Source organism: Streptomyces sp. NPDC005791, from assembly GCF_042871485.1.
Classification (GTDB): Bacteria; Actinomycetota; Actinomycetes; order Streptomycetales; family Streptomycetaceae; genus Streptomyces.
In genome coordinates, this window is sequence record NZ_JBIAIP010000024.1 from 49,537 (window position 1) to 65,349 (window position 15,813).

Consider the following 15,813-nt stretch of genomic DNA (forward strand, 5'->3'; position numbering starts at 1 on the left):
GACACCGGGTCGCTGCCGGGCCCCCCCACCGCCGCCCCCCCGCGGTTGGGGGGGCCGCCCCCCCCCGGGGGGGGCCCCCCGCCCCCTCATACGTCGTACGTGCCCCGCGCGGGCTCAGTCCACCAGGCCGTCGGCGGCCTCGACCTCTTCGCGGGTGATCCCGAGCAGATACAGCACGGTGTCCAGGAACGGGACGTTCACCGCCGTGTGGGCGGCCTGACGGACGACGGGCTTGGCGTTGAAGGCGACACCCAGGCCCGCGGTGTTCAGCATGTCCAGGTCGTTCGCGCCGTCACCGATCGCCACCGTCTGCGCCAGCGGCACTCCCGCCTGCTCCGCGAAGCTGCGCAGCAGCCGGGCCTTGCCCGCCCGGTCCACGATGTCGCCCACCACCCGGCCGGTGAGCTTGCCGTCGACGACCTCCAGCGTGTTGGCGGAGGCGAAGTCGAGCCCCAGGCGCTCCTTGAGGTCGTCCGTGACCTGCGTGAAGCCCCCCGAGACCACGCCCACTTGGTAGCCGAGCCGCTTCAGCGTCCGGATCAGCGTCCGGGCACCGGGAGTCAGCCGGACCTCCGCCCGCACCTTCTCCACCACCGAGACGTCGAGCCCGGCCAGCAGCGCGACGCGCGCGTGCAGGGACTGCTCGAAGTCGAGCTCACCGCGCATCGCCTGCTCGGTCACCGCGGCGACCTCGCTCTCGCAGCCGGCATGGGCCGCGAAGAGCTCGATGACCTCGTCCTGGATGAGTGTCGAGTCCACGTCCATGACGACCAGCCGCTGCGCCCGGCGGCTCAGCCCGGCCGACACGACGGCGATGTCGACGCCGATGCCGGCGGCCTCCGTCGCCAGCGCGGTCCGCAGCTCCTCGGTGCCGGTGCCGGACACCGCGAACTCGACGGCGGTGACCGGATACTTCGCCAGGCGGAAGATCCGGTCGATGTTGCCGCCGGTCGAGGTGATCCTGGCCGCTATGGCAGCCGTGGACTCCGCGGTCAGCGGGTGCCCCAGCACGGTCACATGGGAACGGCCGTAGCCACGCGGGCGGTTGTCGCCCGTGCCCGAGATGATCTCGGCCTGCAGCTTCAGGGATTGCGCCCAGCTGTGCACGGTCGCCCGGAGGTCGCCCTCGGTCGTGCCGCCCGGGGCCGGTGAGGTCACCAGGGCGCACAGGACGATGCGGCCACGGGTGACGACCTGCTCGATGTCCACGACGTCGACGGCGTAGGCGGCGAGGGTGTCGAAAAGTCCGGCGGTGATACCGGGCCGGTCCTTCCCGAAGATCTTGACGAGAAGTGTGGGGTCGTCCGTGCCCCGAGGGGACTCGGGAAGCTCAGGAGACCGGGGTGACCGAGGTGGCTGAGATGCGCTCATGGTGCTCCCACCGTATAGGGCCGCAGGGCGGGCCCAGAAGCCGTCCCGAGTGGCGGACAGCAGCCGGCCGGGTTCCGTCGGGACTGCCGGCCCGGGAGCCGGGCGCCTCGGATGGGATGCTCCGGTCCCATTCCTCCCGAGTCGTGGAAGGGGACGCAGAGCTTCCGTACCGTCTTCACGCCGCCCGGCTTTCCGATACTGGACCGCTCCTGGAATAGTTCCCCACGATGTTCAGCATCCCTAAGCCTCCTGCGACGGGGGCGACTCGGGGGACAACTAGTGGGGCGCGGAGTGCCGGAACTCGTACTGGAATTGAATGGCAGGACCTGGGCGCTCGATCCGTCCAGGTCGTACACCCTCGGACGTGATCCGCAGGGCGACCTGATGATCGACGACGCCAGAGTGTCGTGGCGGCATGCCACGATCAGCTGGAACGGCCGCGGCTGGTCCATCGAGGACCACGGCAGCACGAACGGCACCTATGTGCAGGGCCGGCGTATCCAGCAGATGGAGATCGCCCCGGGAACCTCGGTCCACCTCGGCAACGCCAACGACGGGCCGCGGCTGAGCCTGACCGCCGGGGCGGGCGCCGGAGCGCATGGCGGGCCGGCGGCGGGAGCGCAGAACGCTCCCGTACCTCCCGTGCAGCAGCAGGCCCCGGTGCAGCAGCCCCAGCAGCAGCCCCAGGGCGCCGTCGGCTGGGCAGGTGGCGGTGCTGCTCAGCACCAGGCCTGGCAGCAGGCGCCCCAGGCGCAGCAGCCCAAGGTCCCGCACCAGCAGGGTCACGGAGCGGGCGGTCCCGGTGGCGCGGCGGGAGCGCCGCCGGTCTACGGCGACCGCAGCCCCACCACGTTCCACCAGCTGGACCTCGGCCGCGTCATGCGCATCGGCCGTGCGCTGGAGAACGAGCTGGTCGTCTCCGACCTTCAGGTCTCACGCCTGCACGCCGAATTCCGGGCGGCGCCCGACGGCCGCTTCGAGATCCGTGACCTCGGTTCGCACAACGGCACGTATGTCAACGGCCAGCCGCTCAGCAAGTCCGGCACCGCTCTCATCGGTCCGAACGACATCGTCGGTGTCGGTCACTCGACCTTCCGGCTGGTCGGTGACCGGCTCGAGGAGTTCGTCGACACCGGTGAGGTCTCCTTCTCGGCCCGGCATCTCACCGTCACGGTCGACGGCGGCAAGGACATCCTCAAGGACGTCTCGTTCGGCGTCCCTGAGAAGTCGCTGGTCGCGGTCATCGGCCCGTCCGGCTCAGGCAAGTCCACCCTGCTCAAGGCGCTCACCGGCTACCGGCCCGCCAACCAGGGCGACGTCCTCTACGACAACCGGAACCTGTACAAGCAGTTCGCCGAGCTGCGCCAGCGCATCGGCCTGGTCCCGCAGGACGACATCCTGCACAAGGAACTCACGGTCACCAAGGCCCTCAGGTACGCGGCCAAGCTCCGCTTCCCCGCGGACACCACCGAGGCCGAGCGCACCGCACGGATCCACGAGGTCCTCGCCGAGCTCAAGCTCGACATCCACAAGGACAAGAAGGTCACCTCGCTCTCCGGTGGCCAGCGCAAGCGCGTGTCGGTCGCCCTGGAGCTGCTGACCAAGCCGTCGCTGATCTTCCTGGACGAGCCGACCTCGGGTCTCGACCCCGGTATGGACCGAGACGTCATGCAGCTGCTGCGCGGTCTCGCCGACGACGGCCGTACGGTCCTGGTGGTCACGCACTCCGTGGCCGAGCTGGCCATCTGCGACAAGCTCCTGGTGATGGCGCCCGGCGGTTCCGTCGCCTACTTCGGCCCGCCCGAGGAGGCACTGAACTTCTTCGGCTACACGAGCTGGGCCGATGTGTTCTCCGCGTTCGAGAACTACCGCGACTACGACTGGGCGGGACGCTGGCACGGCTCCCAGCACTACCAGATGTACGCCGCTGACCTCGATGCCGTCGCCGCCCAGCCCGCACAGGCCCCGACGGCGCAGCGGATCCGCCCGCCGAAGCCGCAGGGCTGGACGGCGCAGCTGCTGACGCTGATGCGCCGGTACATCTCGGTGATCGTGTCCGACAAGGGGTTCCTCGCCCTGATGGTGATCCTGCCGGCGGTGCTCGGCGTCGTCAGTGTGGTCATCCCGGCGGAGTTCGGACTGGCCGCACCCGATGTACCCAACAAGCGGTTCAACAGCAAGGCCGGGACCATCCTGCTCATCCTCGCGGTCGGTATGTGCTTCGCCGGTTCGGCCAACTCCGTACGGGAACTGATCAAGGAGCGGGTCATCTACGAGCGGGAACGGGCCACCGGCCTCTCCCGTTCCGCCTACCTGACGTCCAAGGTGATCGTCCTCGGTGTGATCACAGCCCTCCAGGGCGTGATCATCTGCGGCATCGGCCTGTCCGCGCGGAAGCTGCCCGACGAGGGACTGTTCATGTCCCCGGCCGCGGAGGTCTGTCTGGCGATCATCGCGCTCGGCTTCACCTCGATGATGGTCGGACTGATGATCTCCGCGCTGGTGAAGACCGCCGAGAAGACCATGCCGCTGCTCGTCATGTTCGCCATCGTCCAGGTGGTCTTCACCGGGGTGCTCTTCCAGCTCTACGGATCGCCGGGCCTCGAGCAGTTCGCCTGGCTGATGCCTTCGCGCTGGGCGGTCGCCGCGGCCGGGTCCACGCTGGACCTCGCCCACCTGATGCCTCCGTGGGACACGGACAACCCGACCGACCTGGACCCGCTCTGGGAGAGCTCGGCCGGCCAGTGGGGGGTGAACATCGCGGTGCTGCTGGTCATGGCCGCGGTCCTCTTCGCCGTCGTCTCGCGGTTGCTGCGCCGCCATGAGCCCGAGGTGATGCGCAAGTAACGTCGCCGGTCCCGTACCGGCCCCGGAAACGCCCGAGGGCGGCACCCCGCGGGGTGCCGCCCTTCGGCATGTGCCGGCCGGTCACGCGACGCTGCGGACCGGCAGGTCGGCTCTGCCAGGTTCTGCTCGGTGCGTGGCTCAGTACGCGCTGTCGACGTTGTCGATCGAGCCGTACTTGTCCGCGGCGTAGTTGGCGGCCGCGGTGATGTTGGCGACCGGGTCGTACTGGTCGTGCTTGGTGCCCTTGACGTGGTAGAAGTCGAACGTCGGCTTGATGACCTGCAGCAGGCCCTTCGACGGGACGCCGTTGATCGCGTTGATGTCCCAGTCGTTGATGGCGCGCGGGTTACCGCTGGACTCACGGATGATGTTGCGGTGCAGGCCCTCGTACGTACCGGGGATGTCCTTCTTGTCCATGATGGCGAGGGCCTCACGGATCCAGCCGTCCAGGTTGTTGGCGTAGACCGGCTTGCGGTCGGCCGCACGGCTGGCCTTCTTGGCCGCACGCTTCTTCGCGTCGGCCTTGGCCTTCGCGGCGGCCTCGGCCTTCGCCTCCGCCTTGGCGGCGGCCTTCTTCTGCGCGTCGGCCTCCTTGGCCTTGGCGGCGTCGGCAGCCTTCACGAGCTGCTCGGCCGTCGAGTTCTGCTCGATGACACTGGCCTGGACGCTCTTTGTCTGCGAGCCGGTGAAGGCCACCGGCGCGGCAGCCGAGGCGGCCTGCGGCTCGGTCGTGGCCGAGGCGTCCTGGGGGACGAGCGAGAAGGCGAGAGCGGCGGCTGCCAGGGTGGATACCCCCGCGACGGAGAGCTTCTGCGCCTTGTTCAGGCGACGGCTACGGCTGGAGATGCGGGACACGGACATACAGTCGTACCTCTTCGAATAGCAGGGGTCCTCGGCGAGGACGCGGACGGAAGAGCCGGGGGCATCTCCGTCGGGGACAGATGCAATTCTTAGCGCCAGCAAAATGGCCTGGCAAAGGTGTGACGTACGAAGCCGGGTAGTGGATGGGGGTCTCGTTCATACCCCCTTGTCCGTTTTGGCTCGTGGCATGTTGCCCGTTTTGAGTCGACTATCCCTCTTCGTAAGTGACGTGAGTCCTATGCCTGGGCTCACACGCGACACCCCCCGGGCTCACGAAAAGTTGCTCCTGCGATGCGGAGCGTGAGGGGTTTTCCGGGCAGGGGAGGGCGGTGCGGCCCTCGCCCGTACCGGCGGCAGCAGGGCCCGGCGCTTCCCCGCCCTCCCGCGCCCTCCTGCTTCCGACGGCCGCCGCGTACGGCGCTCGGCCTAGGACTCAGGCCCCATGCCCCGGAGGCCCCCAGCCCGATCCGGCGGCGATACCCCCGCCGGTACGGTGAGCACATGAGCCATCGCCCACCGTCGGGCCTCGCCGCGGTCAGCGCCGCGTTGCTCGCCATGAGCCGGCACCTCGAGATGAGGGACGTCCTCAAGACGATCGTGGCCTCCGCACGCGAACTGCTGGACGCCGAGTACGCCGCCCTCGGCGTACCGGACGATCACGGCGGCTTCGCCCAGTTCGTCGTCGACGGAGTCAGCGACGAACAGTGGAAGGCCATCGGACCGCTGCCCCGCCAGCACGGCATCCTCGCGGCGATGCTGCAGGAGGCGAAGCCCCAGCGGCTCGCCGACGTCCGGGAGGACCCCCGGTTCGAGGGGTGGCCCGACGCCCACCCCGACATGTCCGACTTCCTCGGCCTGCCCATCCAGGACGGCGACGAGACCATCGGTGCGCTCTTCCTCGCCAACAAGCGCTGTCCGAGGCCGACGGGCGGCTGCGACTTCACGGAGGAGGACGAGGAGCTCCTCGGGATCCTCGCCCAGCACGCGGCCATCGCCCTCACCAACGCCCGGCTCTACGAGCGCAGCCGTGAGCTCACCATCTCCGAGGAGCGCTCACGGCTCGCCCACGAGCTGCACGACGCCGTCAGCCAGAAGCTCTTCTCGCTCCGGCTCACCGCCCAGGCCGCCGCGGCTCTCGTCGACCGTGACCCGGTACGCGCCAAGGGGGAGCTCCAGCAGGTCGCCGACCTGGCCGGCGAAGCGGTGGACGAGCTGCGCGCGGCGGTTGTCGAGCTGCGTCCCGCCGCCCTGGACGAGGACGGCCTGGTCGCCACCCTCCGTACGCAGATCCAGGTCCTGGACCGCGCCCACAGCGCCAGGGTCACCTTCGAGAGCGCCGGGGTGCGGGCGCTGCCCGCCGCCCAGGAGGAGGCGATGCTCCGGGTCGCCCAGGAAGCCCTGCACAACGCCCTGCGCCACTCGGGAGCCGGACAGGTCACCGTCACGCTCACCCGGCGGACCACCGCGACGGTGCTGCGCATCACCGACGACGGCGGTGGCTTCGACACCCATGCCGTGCGGCGCGCCGGACGGCACCTGGGCCTCGTGTCCATGCGGCACCGGGCCGGTGGTGTCGGAGGTCGGCTCACCGTCGCTTCGGAGCCCGGTGAGGGCACCACCGTCCAGATGGAGGTCCCCTGTGACTGACAAGATCATCCAAGTGCTCCTGGTCGACGACCACCAGGTGGTCCGCCGGGGACTGCGCACGTTCCTCGAGGTCCAGGACGACATAGAGGTCGTCGGTGAGGCGTCCGACGGTGCCGAGGGCGTCGCCAGGACCGAGGAGCTGCGGCCCGACGTGGTCCTCATGGACATCAAGATGCCGGGCACGGACGGCATCGAGGCGCTGCGCAGGCTCAGGGAGCTGGAGAACCCGGCCAAGGTCCTGATCGTCACCAGCTTCACCGAACAGCGCACGGTCGTGCCCGCCCTGCGGGCGGGCGCATCGGGATACGTCTACAAGGACGTCGATCCGGACGCCCTGGCCGGAGCCATCCGCTCGGTCCACGCCGGCCACATCCTGCTCCAGCCGGAAGTCGCCGGCGCGCTGCTGGCCCAGGACGACACGGGCAACGGCACGGGGCGGGGCGGCACCCTCACCGAACGGGAGCGGGAAGTGCTCGGACTGATCGCCGACGGCCGGTCCAACCGGGAGATCGCCCGTGCGCTGGTCCTGTCGGAGAAGACCGTGAAGACGCATGTCTCGAACATCCTGATGAAGCTCGACCTGTCGGACAGGACCCAGGCCGCGCTGTGGGCCGTACGGCACGGAGCGGCAGGCTGACGGCCGCTGCCGGACGGGGTCCGGTCGGACAAGCGGACGAGTTCACTCCAGTCCGAGATTCATACTGTCGGGTGTATGTCACCCGTACGGCGCATCCTCGTCGGCGTACCGGCGTTCTCCATGCGTGCTGCGGCGGTCGGTCGCAGCGACGCGAGGAGGATCCAGAAGTGAAGAACCTGAAGAAGGCCGCAGCCGTCACCATGATCGCGGGCGGGATCATCGCCGCCGGTGCCGGAGCGGCCTCCGCCACGGGACACGGTGGCGCCGGAGCCCACGGCACGGCCGTCGGCTCCCCGGGCGTCGCCTCGGGCAACGTCGTCCAGGTACCGGTGCACGTCCCGGTGAACGTGGTCGGCAACACGGTCGACGTGGTGGGCCTGCTCAACCCGGCCTTCGGGAACACCGGCGTGAACGGCTGACCGACGCTTCGCACCTCGCCGCCGGAGGGGCTCACCCGAGCCCTCCGGCGGCCGGGGCGCCAGCCGGGGAGGAGTATTACCGCCCCCGCTCCTCCAGGTACGCGTTGTAGGCCGCGACCTGCGCCCGCCGGGCCACCCGCTCCACCGGCCGCAGCGCCTCGCTCCGGGCTGCGATCTCGGAAGCGCTCACCGCACCGCCGTGCCCGTTCTCATGGGCCACCGACACCAGCAGCCCCACCCGCTGAGCCAGCTCCAGCACCCGGACCGCCCTCGGCGGGTAGCCCGGAGCCAGCACCTCCCGTCCCCGCTCCGACCGCGCCCGGTAGGCATCCACCGCGGCCTCCGCGACCGGCCCGGACCCGGCGACGTCCAGCCGCGACAACACCGCCGTCGCGTCCCGCAACGCCTCGGCGAGCTCCCTCTCCGCCTCACCCAGCGACGGCACATCGGCAGGCGGCGCCTCCCGGACCGCCAGGCAGCGCCAGAGGACCTCGACATGCAGATCCCCGGAGGGCCCCGCCTCACTCACCTCCGGCACCAGCCCGTACGGCGCGCCGGAGATGACCACCGCCTCCTCCGCCTCCAGCGCCCGGGCGTTGAACTCCGGCGGCCCGCTGAGCCCCAGCGGATGCCCGGGCACCGGCAGCGCGACCCGGAAACCGGTCGCACCAAGCCCCCTCAGCCGGCCGAGCGCCAGCGTGAGCCCGACGTGCCCCGCCTCACCCGGCAGCCCCTCGACGCGGTGCACCGCGTCCTCGCCGACGATCGCGAGCGCCGCGTCGTCCGGTGACACATGTCCGGCCAAAAGCGCGTTTCCCCATGCGGTAAGCCGCCCTGAGCGTGGTTCCGAAAGCATGGGAACAGCCTAGGGAACGGCCCCAGGACCTGAGCACTCCCCGGGTGGCGTAGGTTTTCCCTGGGAGCTGTGCCCACAGGCACGCGACGATCTCGACACTGTATGGGGAGACAACGCGCCATGAGCGATGTACTGGAGCTGGTGGACGTATCCGTGGTCCGCGACGGACGCGCTCTGGTGGACGACGTCTCCTGGTCGGTCAAGGAGGGGGAGCGCTGGGTCATCCTCGGCCCGAACGGCGCCGGCAAGACCACCCTCCTCAACATCGCCTCCAGCTACCTCTTCCCGAGCACGGGCACGGCCCAGGTCCTCGGTGAGCGGCTCGGCGGGGTCGGCACCGACGTCTTCGAGCTCCGCCCCCGGATCGGTATCGCCGGCGTGGCCATGGCCGAAAAGCTCCCCAAGCGCCAGACCGTGCTGCAGACGGTGCTCACCGCCGCATACGGCATGACCGCCACCTGGCACGAGGACTACGAAGCCGTCGACGAGGAGCGCGCCCGCGCCTTCCTCGACCGACTCGGTATGACCGAGTTCCTCGACCGCAAGTTCGGCACGCTCTCCGAGGGAGAGCGTAAGCGCACCCTCATCGCCCGCGCGATGATGACCGACCCCGAGCTGCTCCTTCTCGACGAGCCCGCCGCCGGGCTCGATCTCGGCGGACGCGAGGACCTGGTCCGCCGACTCGGCAGGCTGGCCCGCGACCCGTACGCCCCCTCCATGGTCATGGTCACCCACCACGTCGAGGAGATCGCGCCCGGTTTCACCCATGTCCTGATGATCCGTCAGGGCAAGGTGCTCGCCGCCGGTCCCATGGAGACCGAGCTGAGCTCCCGCAATCTCTCCCTCTGCTTCGGCCTGCCGCTCGTCGTCGAGCACCACGGCGACCGCTACACCGCTCGCGGACTGCCCCTCGGCGGGTAGTCGCACCACGGCCAAACCTCTCCGGCGCCCTGTCGGGAGCGCACACACGGTCCTACGATGACCCCGTGGACATCGATGCGTGGGTGTGGTGGCTGATCGGAGCGGTGGGACTGGGCATTCCCCTCGTCCTGACCGCGATGCCCGAATTCGGGATGTTCGCCGTCGGGGCGGTGGCCGCCGCGGTCGTCGCGGCCCTCGGCGGCGGCATCGTCGCTCAAGTCCTGGTCTTCGTCGTGGTGTCGGTGGCACTGATCGCCGTCGTCCGCCCGATCGCGGCCAGACATCGCTCGAGCCGGCCCGGGGAGGCCACCGGCATCGACGCGTTGAAGGGCCGTCAGGCCGTCGTGCTGGAACGAGTGGACGGCTACGGTGGACGCATCAAGCTCGCCGGCGAGGTCTGGTCCGCCCGCGCGCTCGACGGCGACCAGACCTTCGAACCCGGCCTACAGGTGGACGTCGTGGACATCGACGGCGCGACGGCCGTGGTCATGTGAGCGAACCGGTCACGGGGCAGCCCGCAGTCTGACACACTCGAAGTCGATCATCATGAGACCGCAACGGCCATGAACGCCATGGCAGTTCGACCTCGATCACCGCGATCCGCCGGCAACCGAAGGGCACGAGGCACACGATGCAACCGATCATCATCGTCCTGATCATTCTGGTGGTGCTCGTCTTCATCGCCCTGATCAAGACGATCCAGGTCATCCCGCAGGCCAGTGCCGCCATCGTGGAGCGCTTCGGCCGCTACACCCGCACCCTCAACGCCGGGCTGAACATCGTCGTCCCGTTCATCGACTCGATCCGCAACCGGATCGACCTCCGCGAACAGGTCGTCCCCTTCCCGCCGCAGCCGGTGATCACGCAGGACAACCTCGTCGTCAACATCGACACCGTTATCTACTACCAGGTGACCGACGCCCGCGCCGCCACCTACGAGGTCGCCAGCTACATCCAGGCGATCGAGCAGCTCACCGTCACCACGCTGCGGAACATCATCGGCGGCATGGACCTCGAGCGGACCCTGACCTCCCGCGAGGAGATCAACGCCGCGCTGCGCGGAGTCCTCGACGAGGCCACCGGCAAGTGGGGCATCCGCGTCAACCGCGTCGAGCTCAAGGCCATCGAGCCGCCCACCTCCATCCAGGACTCGATGGAGAAGCAGATGCGCGCCGACCGCGACAAGCGCGCCGCCATCCTCACCGCGGAAGGCATCCGGCAGTCCGCGATCCTCACGGCCGAGGGTGAGAAGCAGTCCGCGATCCTGCGCGCCGAGGGTGAGGCCAAGGCGTCCGCGCTGCGCGCCGAGGGCGAGGCCCAGGCCATCCGCACGGTCTTCGAGTCCATCCACGCCGGTGACCCGGACCAGAAGCTCCTCTCGTACCAGTACCTCCAGATGCTCCCCAAGATCGCCGAGGGCGACGCCAACAAGCTCTGGATCGTGCCCAGCGAGATCGGCGACGCGCTCAAGGGCCTCAGCGGCGCCTTCGGTAACCTCGGCGGCGGAGCCCCCGGCTTCAACACCGGCAACAACGTGGAACGCCGGGAGCAGCCCCCGGTCGACTGACCGGCACACGCCTTCGTGCATGATCAGTGAGGCCCCTCGACCTTGATGGCGGGGAGGCGTCACTGACCATCGAAGGAGATGGCCTTGTCCATCTGGGAGATTCTCGCGGTCTTCGCGGCCGGGGTCGGCGCGGGCACGATCAACACCATCGTCGGCTCCGGCACGCTGATCACCTTTCCCGTACTCCTCGCCACCGGCCTGCCACCGGTCACCGCCACCGTGTCCAACGCGCTCGGCCTGATCCCGGGATCCATCAGCGGAGCCATCGGTTACCGCAAGGAACTCGCAGGCCAGCGCCCCCGCATACTGAAGCTGAGCGTCGGCGCACTGATCGGCGGACTCGCCGGGGCCACCCTCCTCCTCGCCCTGCCCTCCACGGCGTTCGAGACGATCGTCCCCGTCCTCGTGGCCCTCGCGCTGGTGCTGGTCATCCTGCAGCCCCGCATCAGCAGAGCGGTCCAACGGCGCCGCGACCGCACCGGCACCCCCGCCCGACCCGACGGCGGGCCCCTCCTGTTCACCGGCCTGATGCTCGCCAGCGTCTACGGCGGCTACTTCACGGCGGCCCAGGGCATCATCTACCTCTCCCTGATGGGCATGCTGCTCGACGACACGATGCAGCGTCTCAACGCCGTCAAGAACGTCCTCGCCGCCGTCGTGAACAGCGTCGCCGCGCTCTTCTTCCTCTTCGTCGCGGACTTCGACTGGACGGCCGTCGTGCTCATCGCGGTGGGCTCCGCGATCGGCGGCCAGATAGGCGCCAAGGTCGGCCGCCGGCTCAGCCCCGGCTTCCTACGCGCCCTGATCGTCGTCGTCGGCACCGCGGCCATCATCCAGCTGCTGCTGCGCTGAAGGCAGGAAGCCCGCCCCCTCCGGTACGTACGGGGAGCGGGCTTCCGCCCACGTCCCTGACGTCACGCCGCGGAGCGGGCCAGCCACTCCGGCAGCGCCGACCGGTCGCCGGCCCCCAGCGCGAGCAGCATCGCGTCCGCCGGCGACGGAACGAACGGCTGGCGCAGCAGCGGCATGTCCGCCTGCTCCGGCGTCCTGGCCGCCTTGCGGTGGTTGTCCTCCGCACACGAGGCCACGGTGTTCAGCCAGGTGTCCTGGCCCCCCTGGGCCCGCGGCACCACGTGGTCCACGGTGCTCGCCCGCCGCCCGCAGTACGCGCACCGGTGCTGGTCCCGTATGAGTACGCCCCTCCTGGACCAGGGCGCGTGTCTTCGGAACGGCACCCGTACGTACCGGCAGAGCCTGATCACCCGCGGCACCGGAATGTCCACGGCGGCGCCACGCATACGGAGGCCGGGATGCGACTGCTCGACGACGGCCTTGTCCTGCAGGATCAGAACCACCGCGCGGTTGAGCGTCACCGTCGACAGCGGCTCGAAGCTCGCGTTGAGCACCAGTGTGTCCCGCATCCTGCCCACCTCCCCTGTGCCGCCCGTCTGTCGGCGGGCCCGGATCAACTCTGTCCGGGTGAGCCGTGACGGACAACGCAATAAAAGTGCCCTGCCCTGATCTCTCCAAGACCAGGGCAGGGCAAACGGCAGGCGAACCTTCAGCTTTCGGGGGCGGCGTACTCCCCGATCAGCTGGGCGCGGCCCAGCGTGTGGAACCGCAGGTTGAATCCGACGACGGCGGGCGAGGCGTCGCTGTCCGGGCCGAGATGCTCGGTGTCGACCGCGTACACGGTGAAGACGTAGCGGTGGTTCTCCCCGGCCGGGGGCGCGGCACCGCCGAATTCCTTCGCCCCGTAGTCGTTGCGCGCCTGGACGGCACCCTCGGGCAGTCCCTCGAACGCTCCGCTGCCCGCACCCGCGGGAAGCTCCGTGACGGACGCGGGGATGTCGAAGAGCACCCAGTGCCAGAACCCGCTGCCCGTAGGGGCGTCGGGGTCGAAGCACGTCACGGCGAAGCTCTTCGTCTCCTCGGGGAAGCCCTCCCACCGCAGCTGCGGCGAGGTGTTGCCCGCCGCGAACACCTGGGCGTCCGCCAGTACGGCGTCCGGCGCGAGGTCCTCGCTCACCACGGTGAACGGGGGGACCTCGGGGTGGAAGTCGTGCGGCAGCGGCGCCCTCTTCGGCTCGGTCACGTCAGCACCTCTCCTGATCGGCTGTGGGGTGTCTTCCCACCGACCCTAACGACGACCTGGCCCGAGGGGTGTCAGAGCCAGTTGCGCTGGCCGCCGACCTGGGCGAGCCACTGGTTGAGGTAGGCGGCCCAGTCCGTGCCCTGGAAGTCCGTGAGACCCACCTTGAACGCGCGGTAGGAGTCGCTGCCCTCGCTGAAGAGGCCCGGCTTCTTGTCCATCTCCAGGATGACGTCCATCTCGTGGTCGTCCGCGACGAACGTCAGCTCGACCTGGTTCAGGCCCCGGTACTGCTGCGGCGGGACGAACTCGATCTCCTGGTAGAAGGGCAGCCGCTGGCGGGTGCCGCGAATGTGTCCGCGCTCCATGTCGGCGCTGCGGAAGCCGAAGCCCAGCTGCCCGAAGGCGTCCAGGATGGCCTGCTGCGCGGGCAGCGGGTGCACGTTGATCGGGTCCAGGTCACCCGAGTCCACCGCGCGGGCGATCTCCAGCTCGGTGGTCACCCCGATGTTCATGCCGCGCAGCTGCTGCCCGGCGAACATGGTGATCGGCGTCTCCCAGGGAATTTCCAGCCCGAACGGCACGACGTGTACCGCGCCCGCCTGCACCTCGAAGGCACCACCCAGGCGCAGCTTGGTGAACTCGATGTCCTGCTTGGTCTCCTGGTCCCCACCCTCGACCTCGACCCGCGCCTGCAGTCCGACCGAGAGAGCCTCGATCTGCTGGTCCACGGATCCGCCCTGGATCCGGACCTCGCCCTGGACGACCCCGCCGGGGACGACATTGAGTTCGGTGAGTTCGGTCTCGACCGAAGCACCGCCGGCACCCATGCTCGCGAGAAGCCGCTTGAAGCCCATGTTTTTCCTCCTAGGTCCTGCCCTCTACATACGCGCCACGACCGTAGCCGGTTCCCGTCGCGCCGAGCCCAGTACCCTCGGACGCCATGAACGAGGGCACCGACCGTACGCCGCTGACGCGGGACTTCTTCGACAGGCCCGTCCTGGACGTGGCACCCGATCTCCTGGGCCGCACCCTCGTCCGGACCACCGACGAGGGCACCATCGAGCTGCGTCTGACGGAGGTGGAGGCGTACGCGGGCGAGATCGATCCGGGTTCCCACGCCTTCCGTGGTCGCCCAGCCCGCAACAGCGTGATGTTCGGGCCGCCGGGTCACTCGCACGTCTACTTCACCTACGGCATGTCAAGGCGGTCAGCGTGAACGTTGGCCTCCTCGCCCACCCTGCCGAAGAGGTCGCCCCCAAGCTGCTTGGGAGCGTCCTCGTTTGCAAGACCTCCGAGGGGACCGTGAGTATCACCATCACGGAGACCGAGGCGTACTCCGGTTCGGCTGACCCGGCTTCCCACGCCTACCGAGGCCGGACGCCCCGTAACGCTGTCATGTTCGGACCCGCAGGACACCTGTACGTCTACCGGTCCCACGGTCTCCACTGGTGCGCCAACGTCGTCACCGGGACGGACGGCATCGCCTCGGCTGTCCTCATCCGGGCAGGCAGGGTCATCGAGGGGGAAGACCTGGCACGCAAGCGACGAGGGGAGAGGGTCGAGAGCCCACGGCTTGCCCGAGGTCCGGGGAACTTCTGTCAGGCGCTCGGCATCACGGCGGAACACAATGGCGCAGACCTCCTGACAGGTACCTCAGTCATGTTGTCCGAGGGCGAGTCGGTGCCTGCCGCGCTCATCCAGGTTGGTCCTCGGGTAGGCGTGAGCAAGGCCCACGACTGGCAACACCGGTTCTACCTCGCCGGTGATCCAACAGTCTCGGCGTACCGGCTGAGCCCGAGAGCCAAACCGTCCGCCGGAGCCTGAGTCGCTGTGCGCCTTGCTCACGGCCTGCGGGTGAGTCGACGCGGAAGAGTTGGGACCAGAAGATGCGTGAACGTTCGCGAGCACGGCGAGTGACGCGTTCCTGGCCGGTCCCAAGGGGTGCGGAACATGCGGTCGTAGTGGCGAGACACGATGGCGTCTGCCTTGCCGTCCTAAAGGGCCGGCGCGTCTGGCGACCGCCCTCGACGTCGACCGCGCGTTGAACGGTGTCGATGTGGTGGACGGCCCGCAACGGCCGCCGTCCCTCCTGCGGGGCACCCCGCCGCATCCCGACCAGGTGCGGAGCGGTCCCCGCACAGGGGTGGGCGGCCGACGGCTCGCACCAGCCCTGGCGCTTCTGGATCGACGGCGACCCCACGGTCAGCCCCCACCGGGCCCATGTGCCACGCCGCCGCCGCGCGACTTGACTCGCCCCTGCCGTTTCCCTAATGTAGTCCGAGCCGCTTGAACGGATGCAGTTGTTCTTGGCGCGGTCCATCGGGCCGGGTCGACGCATCGTGAGAGGGCCAACCACTACCTACGATTCACCCCTGGCGGGTGCAATTTCGGCATGCCGAAATTCTCCCGATCGACTCGATTATGAGTCACCGAGGAAATCGGCTAATGTAGTGACCACGCCGAAAGGGAAACGCGAAAGCGAAGAACTGGAAAGCGGAACAGCAGGAACCCGCTTCGGCCGGGAATCGGACACGAAAGAGTCTGATAGAGTCGGAAACGCAAGAACGAAGGGAAGCGCCCGGAGGGCCCCGG

Annotated in this window: 15 protein-coding genes and 2 pseudogenes; 11 read left to right on the forward strand and 6 right to left on the reverse strand. The window is 69.4% G+C overall.

Annotated features, from left to right (window positions below; all coding sequences use genetic code 11):
- Positions 1 to 114: 114 nt before the first annotated feature.
- Positions 115 to 1,371, reverse strand: a complete 1,257-nt coding sequence (gene serB, locus ACFYSH_RS31850; RefSeq protein ID WP_359479120.1) for a phosphoserine phosphatase SerB — start codon at positions 1,369 to 1,371, stop codon at positions 115 to 117.
- A gap of 279 nt (positions 1,372 to 1,650) precedes the next feature.
- On the opposite strand from serB, the gene ACFYSH_RS31855 reads away from it, so the two are divergent.
- Complete coding sequence (locus ACFYSH_RS31855) at positions 1,651 to 4,218, forward strand: FHA domain-containing protein (protein WP_359479117.1); 2,568 nt, start codon at positions 1,651 to 1,653, stop codon at positions 4,216 to 4,218.
- Between the two features lie 138 nt (positions 4,219 to 4,356).
- Here ACFYSH_RS31855 and ACFYSH_RS31860 read toward each other — a convergent pair whose 3' ends face one another.
- Positions 4,357 to 5,079, reverse strand: coding sequence for a transglycosylase SLT domain-containing protein (locus ACFYSH_RS31860; RefSeq protein ID WP_359479114.1), 723 nt, complete (start codon positions 5,077 to 5,079; stop codon positions 4,357 to 4,359).
- Positions 5,080 to 5,580: 501 nt separating this feature from the next.
- Here ACFYSH_RS31860 and ACFYSH_RS31865 point away from each other — a divergent pair.
- From ACFYSH_RS31865 to ACFYSH_RS31875, 3 genes are all read left to right on the forward strand, one after another.
- Entirely contained in the window at positions 5,581 to 6,726 is a 1,146-nt protein-coding gene (locus ACFYSH_RS31865; protein WP_388757051.1) for a GAF domain-containing protein, read from the forward strand.
- Positions 6,719 to 7,363 (forward strand): response regulator transcription factor, encoded by a 645-nt coding sequence (locus ACFYSH_RS31870; protein WP_359479108.1) that lies wholly within the window; start codon positions 6,719 to 6,721, stop codon positions 7,361 to 7,363. Before ACFYSH_RS31865 ends, ACFYSH_RS31870 begins: the two co-directional genes overlap by 8 nt.
- A 167-nt stretch (positions 7,364 to 7,530) precedes the next feature.
- The gene (locus ACFYSH_RS31875; RefSeq protein WP_359479104.1) at positions 7,531 to 7,782 is read left to right on the forward strand and encodes a chaplin family protein; all 252 of its coding nucleotides are present in this window, start codon (positions 7,531 to 7,533) and stop codon (positions 7,780 to 7,782) included.
- A 76-nt stretch (positions 7,783 to 7,858) separates the two neighbouring features.
- Here ACFYSH_RS31875 and ACFYSH_RS31880 read toward each other — a convergent pair whose 3' ends face one another.
- Positions 7,859 to 8,638 carry a hypothetical protein gene (locus ACFYSH_RS31880; RefSeq protein WP_388757054.1) on the reverse strand — a complete coding sequence of 260 codons (780 nt, stop codon included), beginning with the start codon at positions 8,636 to 8,638 and terminating at the stop codon, positions 7,859 to 7,861.
- 120 nt (positions 8,639 to 8,758) lie between these two features.
- On the opposite strand from ACFYSH_RS31880, the gene ACFYSH_RS31885 reads away from it, so the two are divergent.
- From ACFYSH_RS31885 to ACFYSH_RS31900, 4 genes are all read left to right on the forward strand, one after another.
- Positions 8,759 to 9,559 carry an ABC transporter ATP-binding protein gene (locus ACFYSH_RS31885; RefSeq protein ID WP_359479098.1) on the forward strand — a complete coding sequence of 267 codons (801 nt, stop codon included), beginning with the start codon at positions 8,759 to 8,761 and terminating at the stop codon, positions 9,557 to 9,559.
- Positions 9,560 to 9,624: 65 nt separating this feature from the next.
- Positions 9,625 to 10,053: an NfeD family protein gene (locus ACFYSH_RS31890; protein ID WP_359479095.1), complete on the forward strand. Its 429-nt coding sequence runs from the start codon at positions 9,625 to 9,627 to the stop codon at positions 10,051 to 10,053.
- 137 nt (positions 10,054 to 10,190) lie between these two features.
- Positions 10,191 to 11,126: an SPFH domain-containing protein gene (locus ACFYSH_RS31895; RefSeq protein ID WP_359479092.1), complete on the forward strand. Its 936-nt coding sequence runs from the start codon at positions 10,191 to 10,193 to the stop codon at positions 11,124 to 11,126.
- An 84-nt stretch (positions 11,127 to 11,210) separates the two neighbouring features.
- Complete coding sequence (locus tag ACFYSH_RS31900; protein WP_359479089.1) at positions 11,211 to 11,978, forward strand: sulfite exporter TauE/SafE family protein; 768 nt, start codon at positions 11,211 to 11,213, stop codon at positions 11,976 to 11,978.
- Between the two features lie 62 nt (positions 11,979 to 12,040).
- On the opposite strand, the gene ACFYSH_RS31905 is transcribed toward ACFYSH_RS31900, so the two are convergent.
- From ACFYSH_RS31905 to ACFYSH_RS31915, 3 genes are all read right to left on the reverse strand, one after another.
- Positions 12,041 to 12,547 carry an HNH endonuclease gene (locus ACFYSH_RS31905; protein ID WP_359479086.1) on the reverse strand — a complete coding sequence of 169 codons (507 nt, stop codon included), beginning with the start codon at positions 12,545 to 12,547 and terminating at the stop codon, positions 12,041 to 12,043.
- 140 nt (positions 12,548 to 12,687) lie between these two features.
- A complete protein-coding gene (locus ACFYSH_RS31910) occupies positions 12,688 to 13,221 on the reverse strand; it encodes a YbhB/YbcL family Raf kinase inhibitor-like protein (RefSeq protein WP_359479083.1) in 534 nt (177 codons plus the stop codon).
- 71 nt (positions 13,222 to 13,292) lie between these two features.
- The gene (locus tag ACFYSH_RS31915) at positions 13,293 to 14,075 is read right to left on the reverse strand and encodes a sporulation protein (RefSeq protein ID WP_359479080.1); all 783 of its coding nucleotides are present in this window, start codon (positions 14,073 to 14,075) and stop codon (positions 13,293 to 13,295) included.
- Between the two features lie 86 nt (positions 14,076 to 14,161).
- Here ACFYSH_RS31915 and ACFYSH_RS31920 point away from each other — a divergent pair.
- The 3 genes and pseudogenes from ACFYSH_RS31920 to ACFYSH_RS31930 form a co-directional block, all read left to right on the forward strand.
- Positions 14,162 to 14,419 (forward strand): annotated as a pseudogene (locus tag ACFYSH_RS31920) (DNA-3-methyladenine glycosylase); the annotation flags it as partial.
- 14 nt (positions 14,420 to 14,433) lie between these two features.
- Complete coding sequence (locus tag ACFYSH_RS31925) at positions 14,434 to 15,045, forward strand: DNA-3-methyladenine glycosylase (protein ID WP_359479077.1); 612 nt, start codon at positions 14,434 to 14,436, stop codon at positions 15,043 to 15,045.
- A gap of 172 nt (positions 15,046 to 15,217) precedes the next feature.
- Positions 15,218 to 15,470 (forward strand): annotated as a pseudogene (locus ACFYSH_RS31930) (DNA-3-methyladenine glycosylase); the annotation flags it as partial.
- Between the last annotated feature and the right edge of the window lie 343 nt (positions 15,471 to 15,813).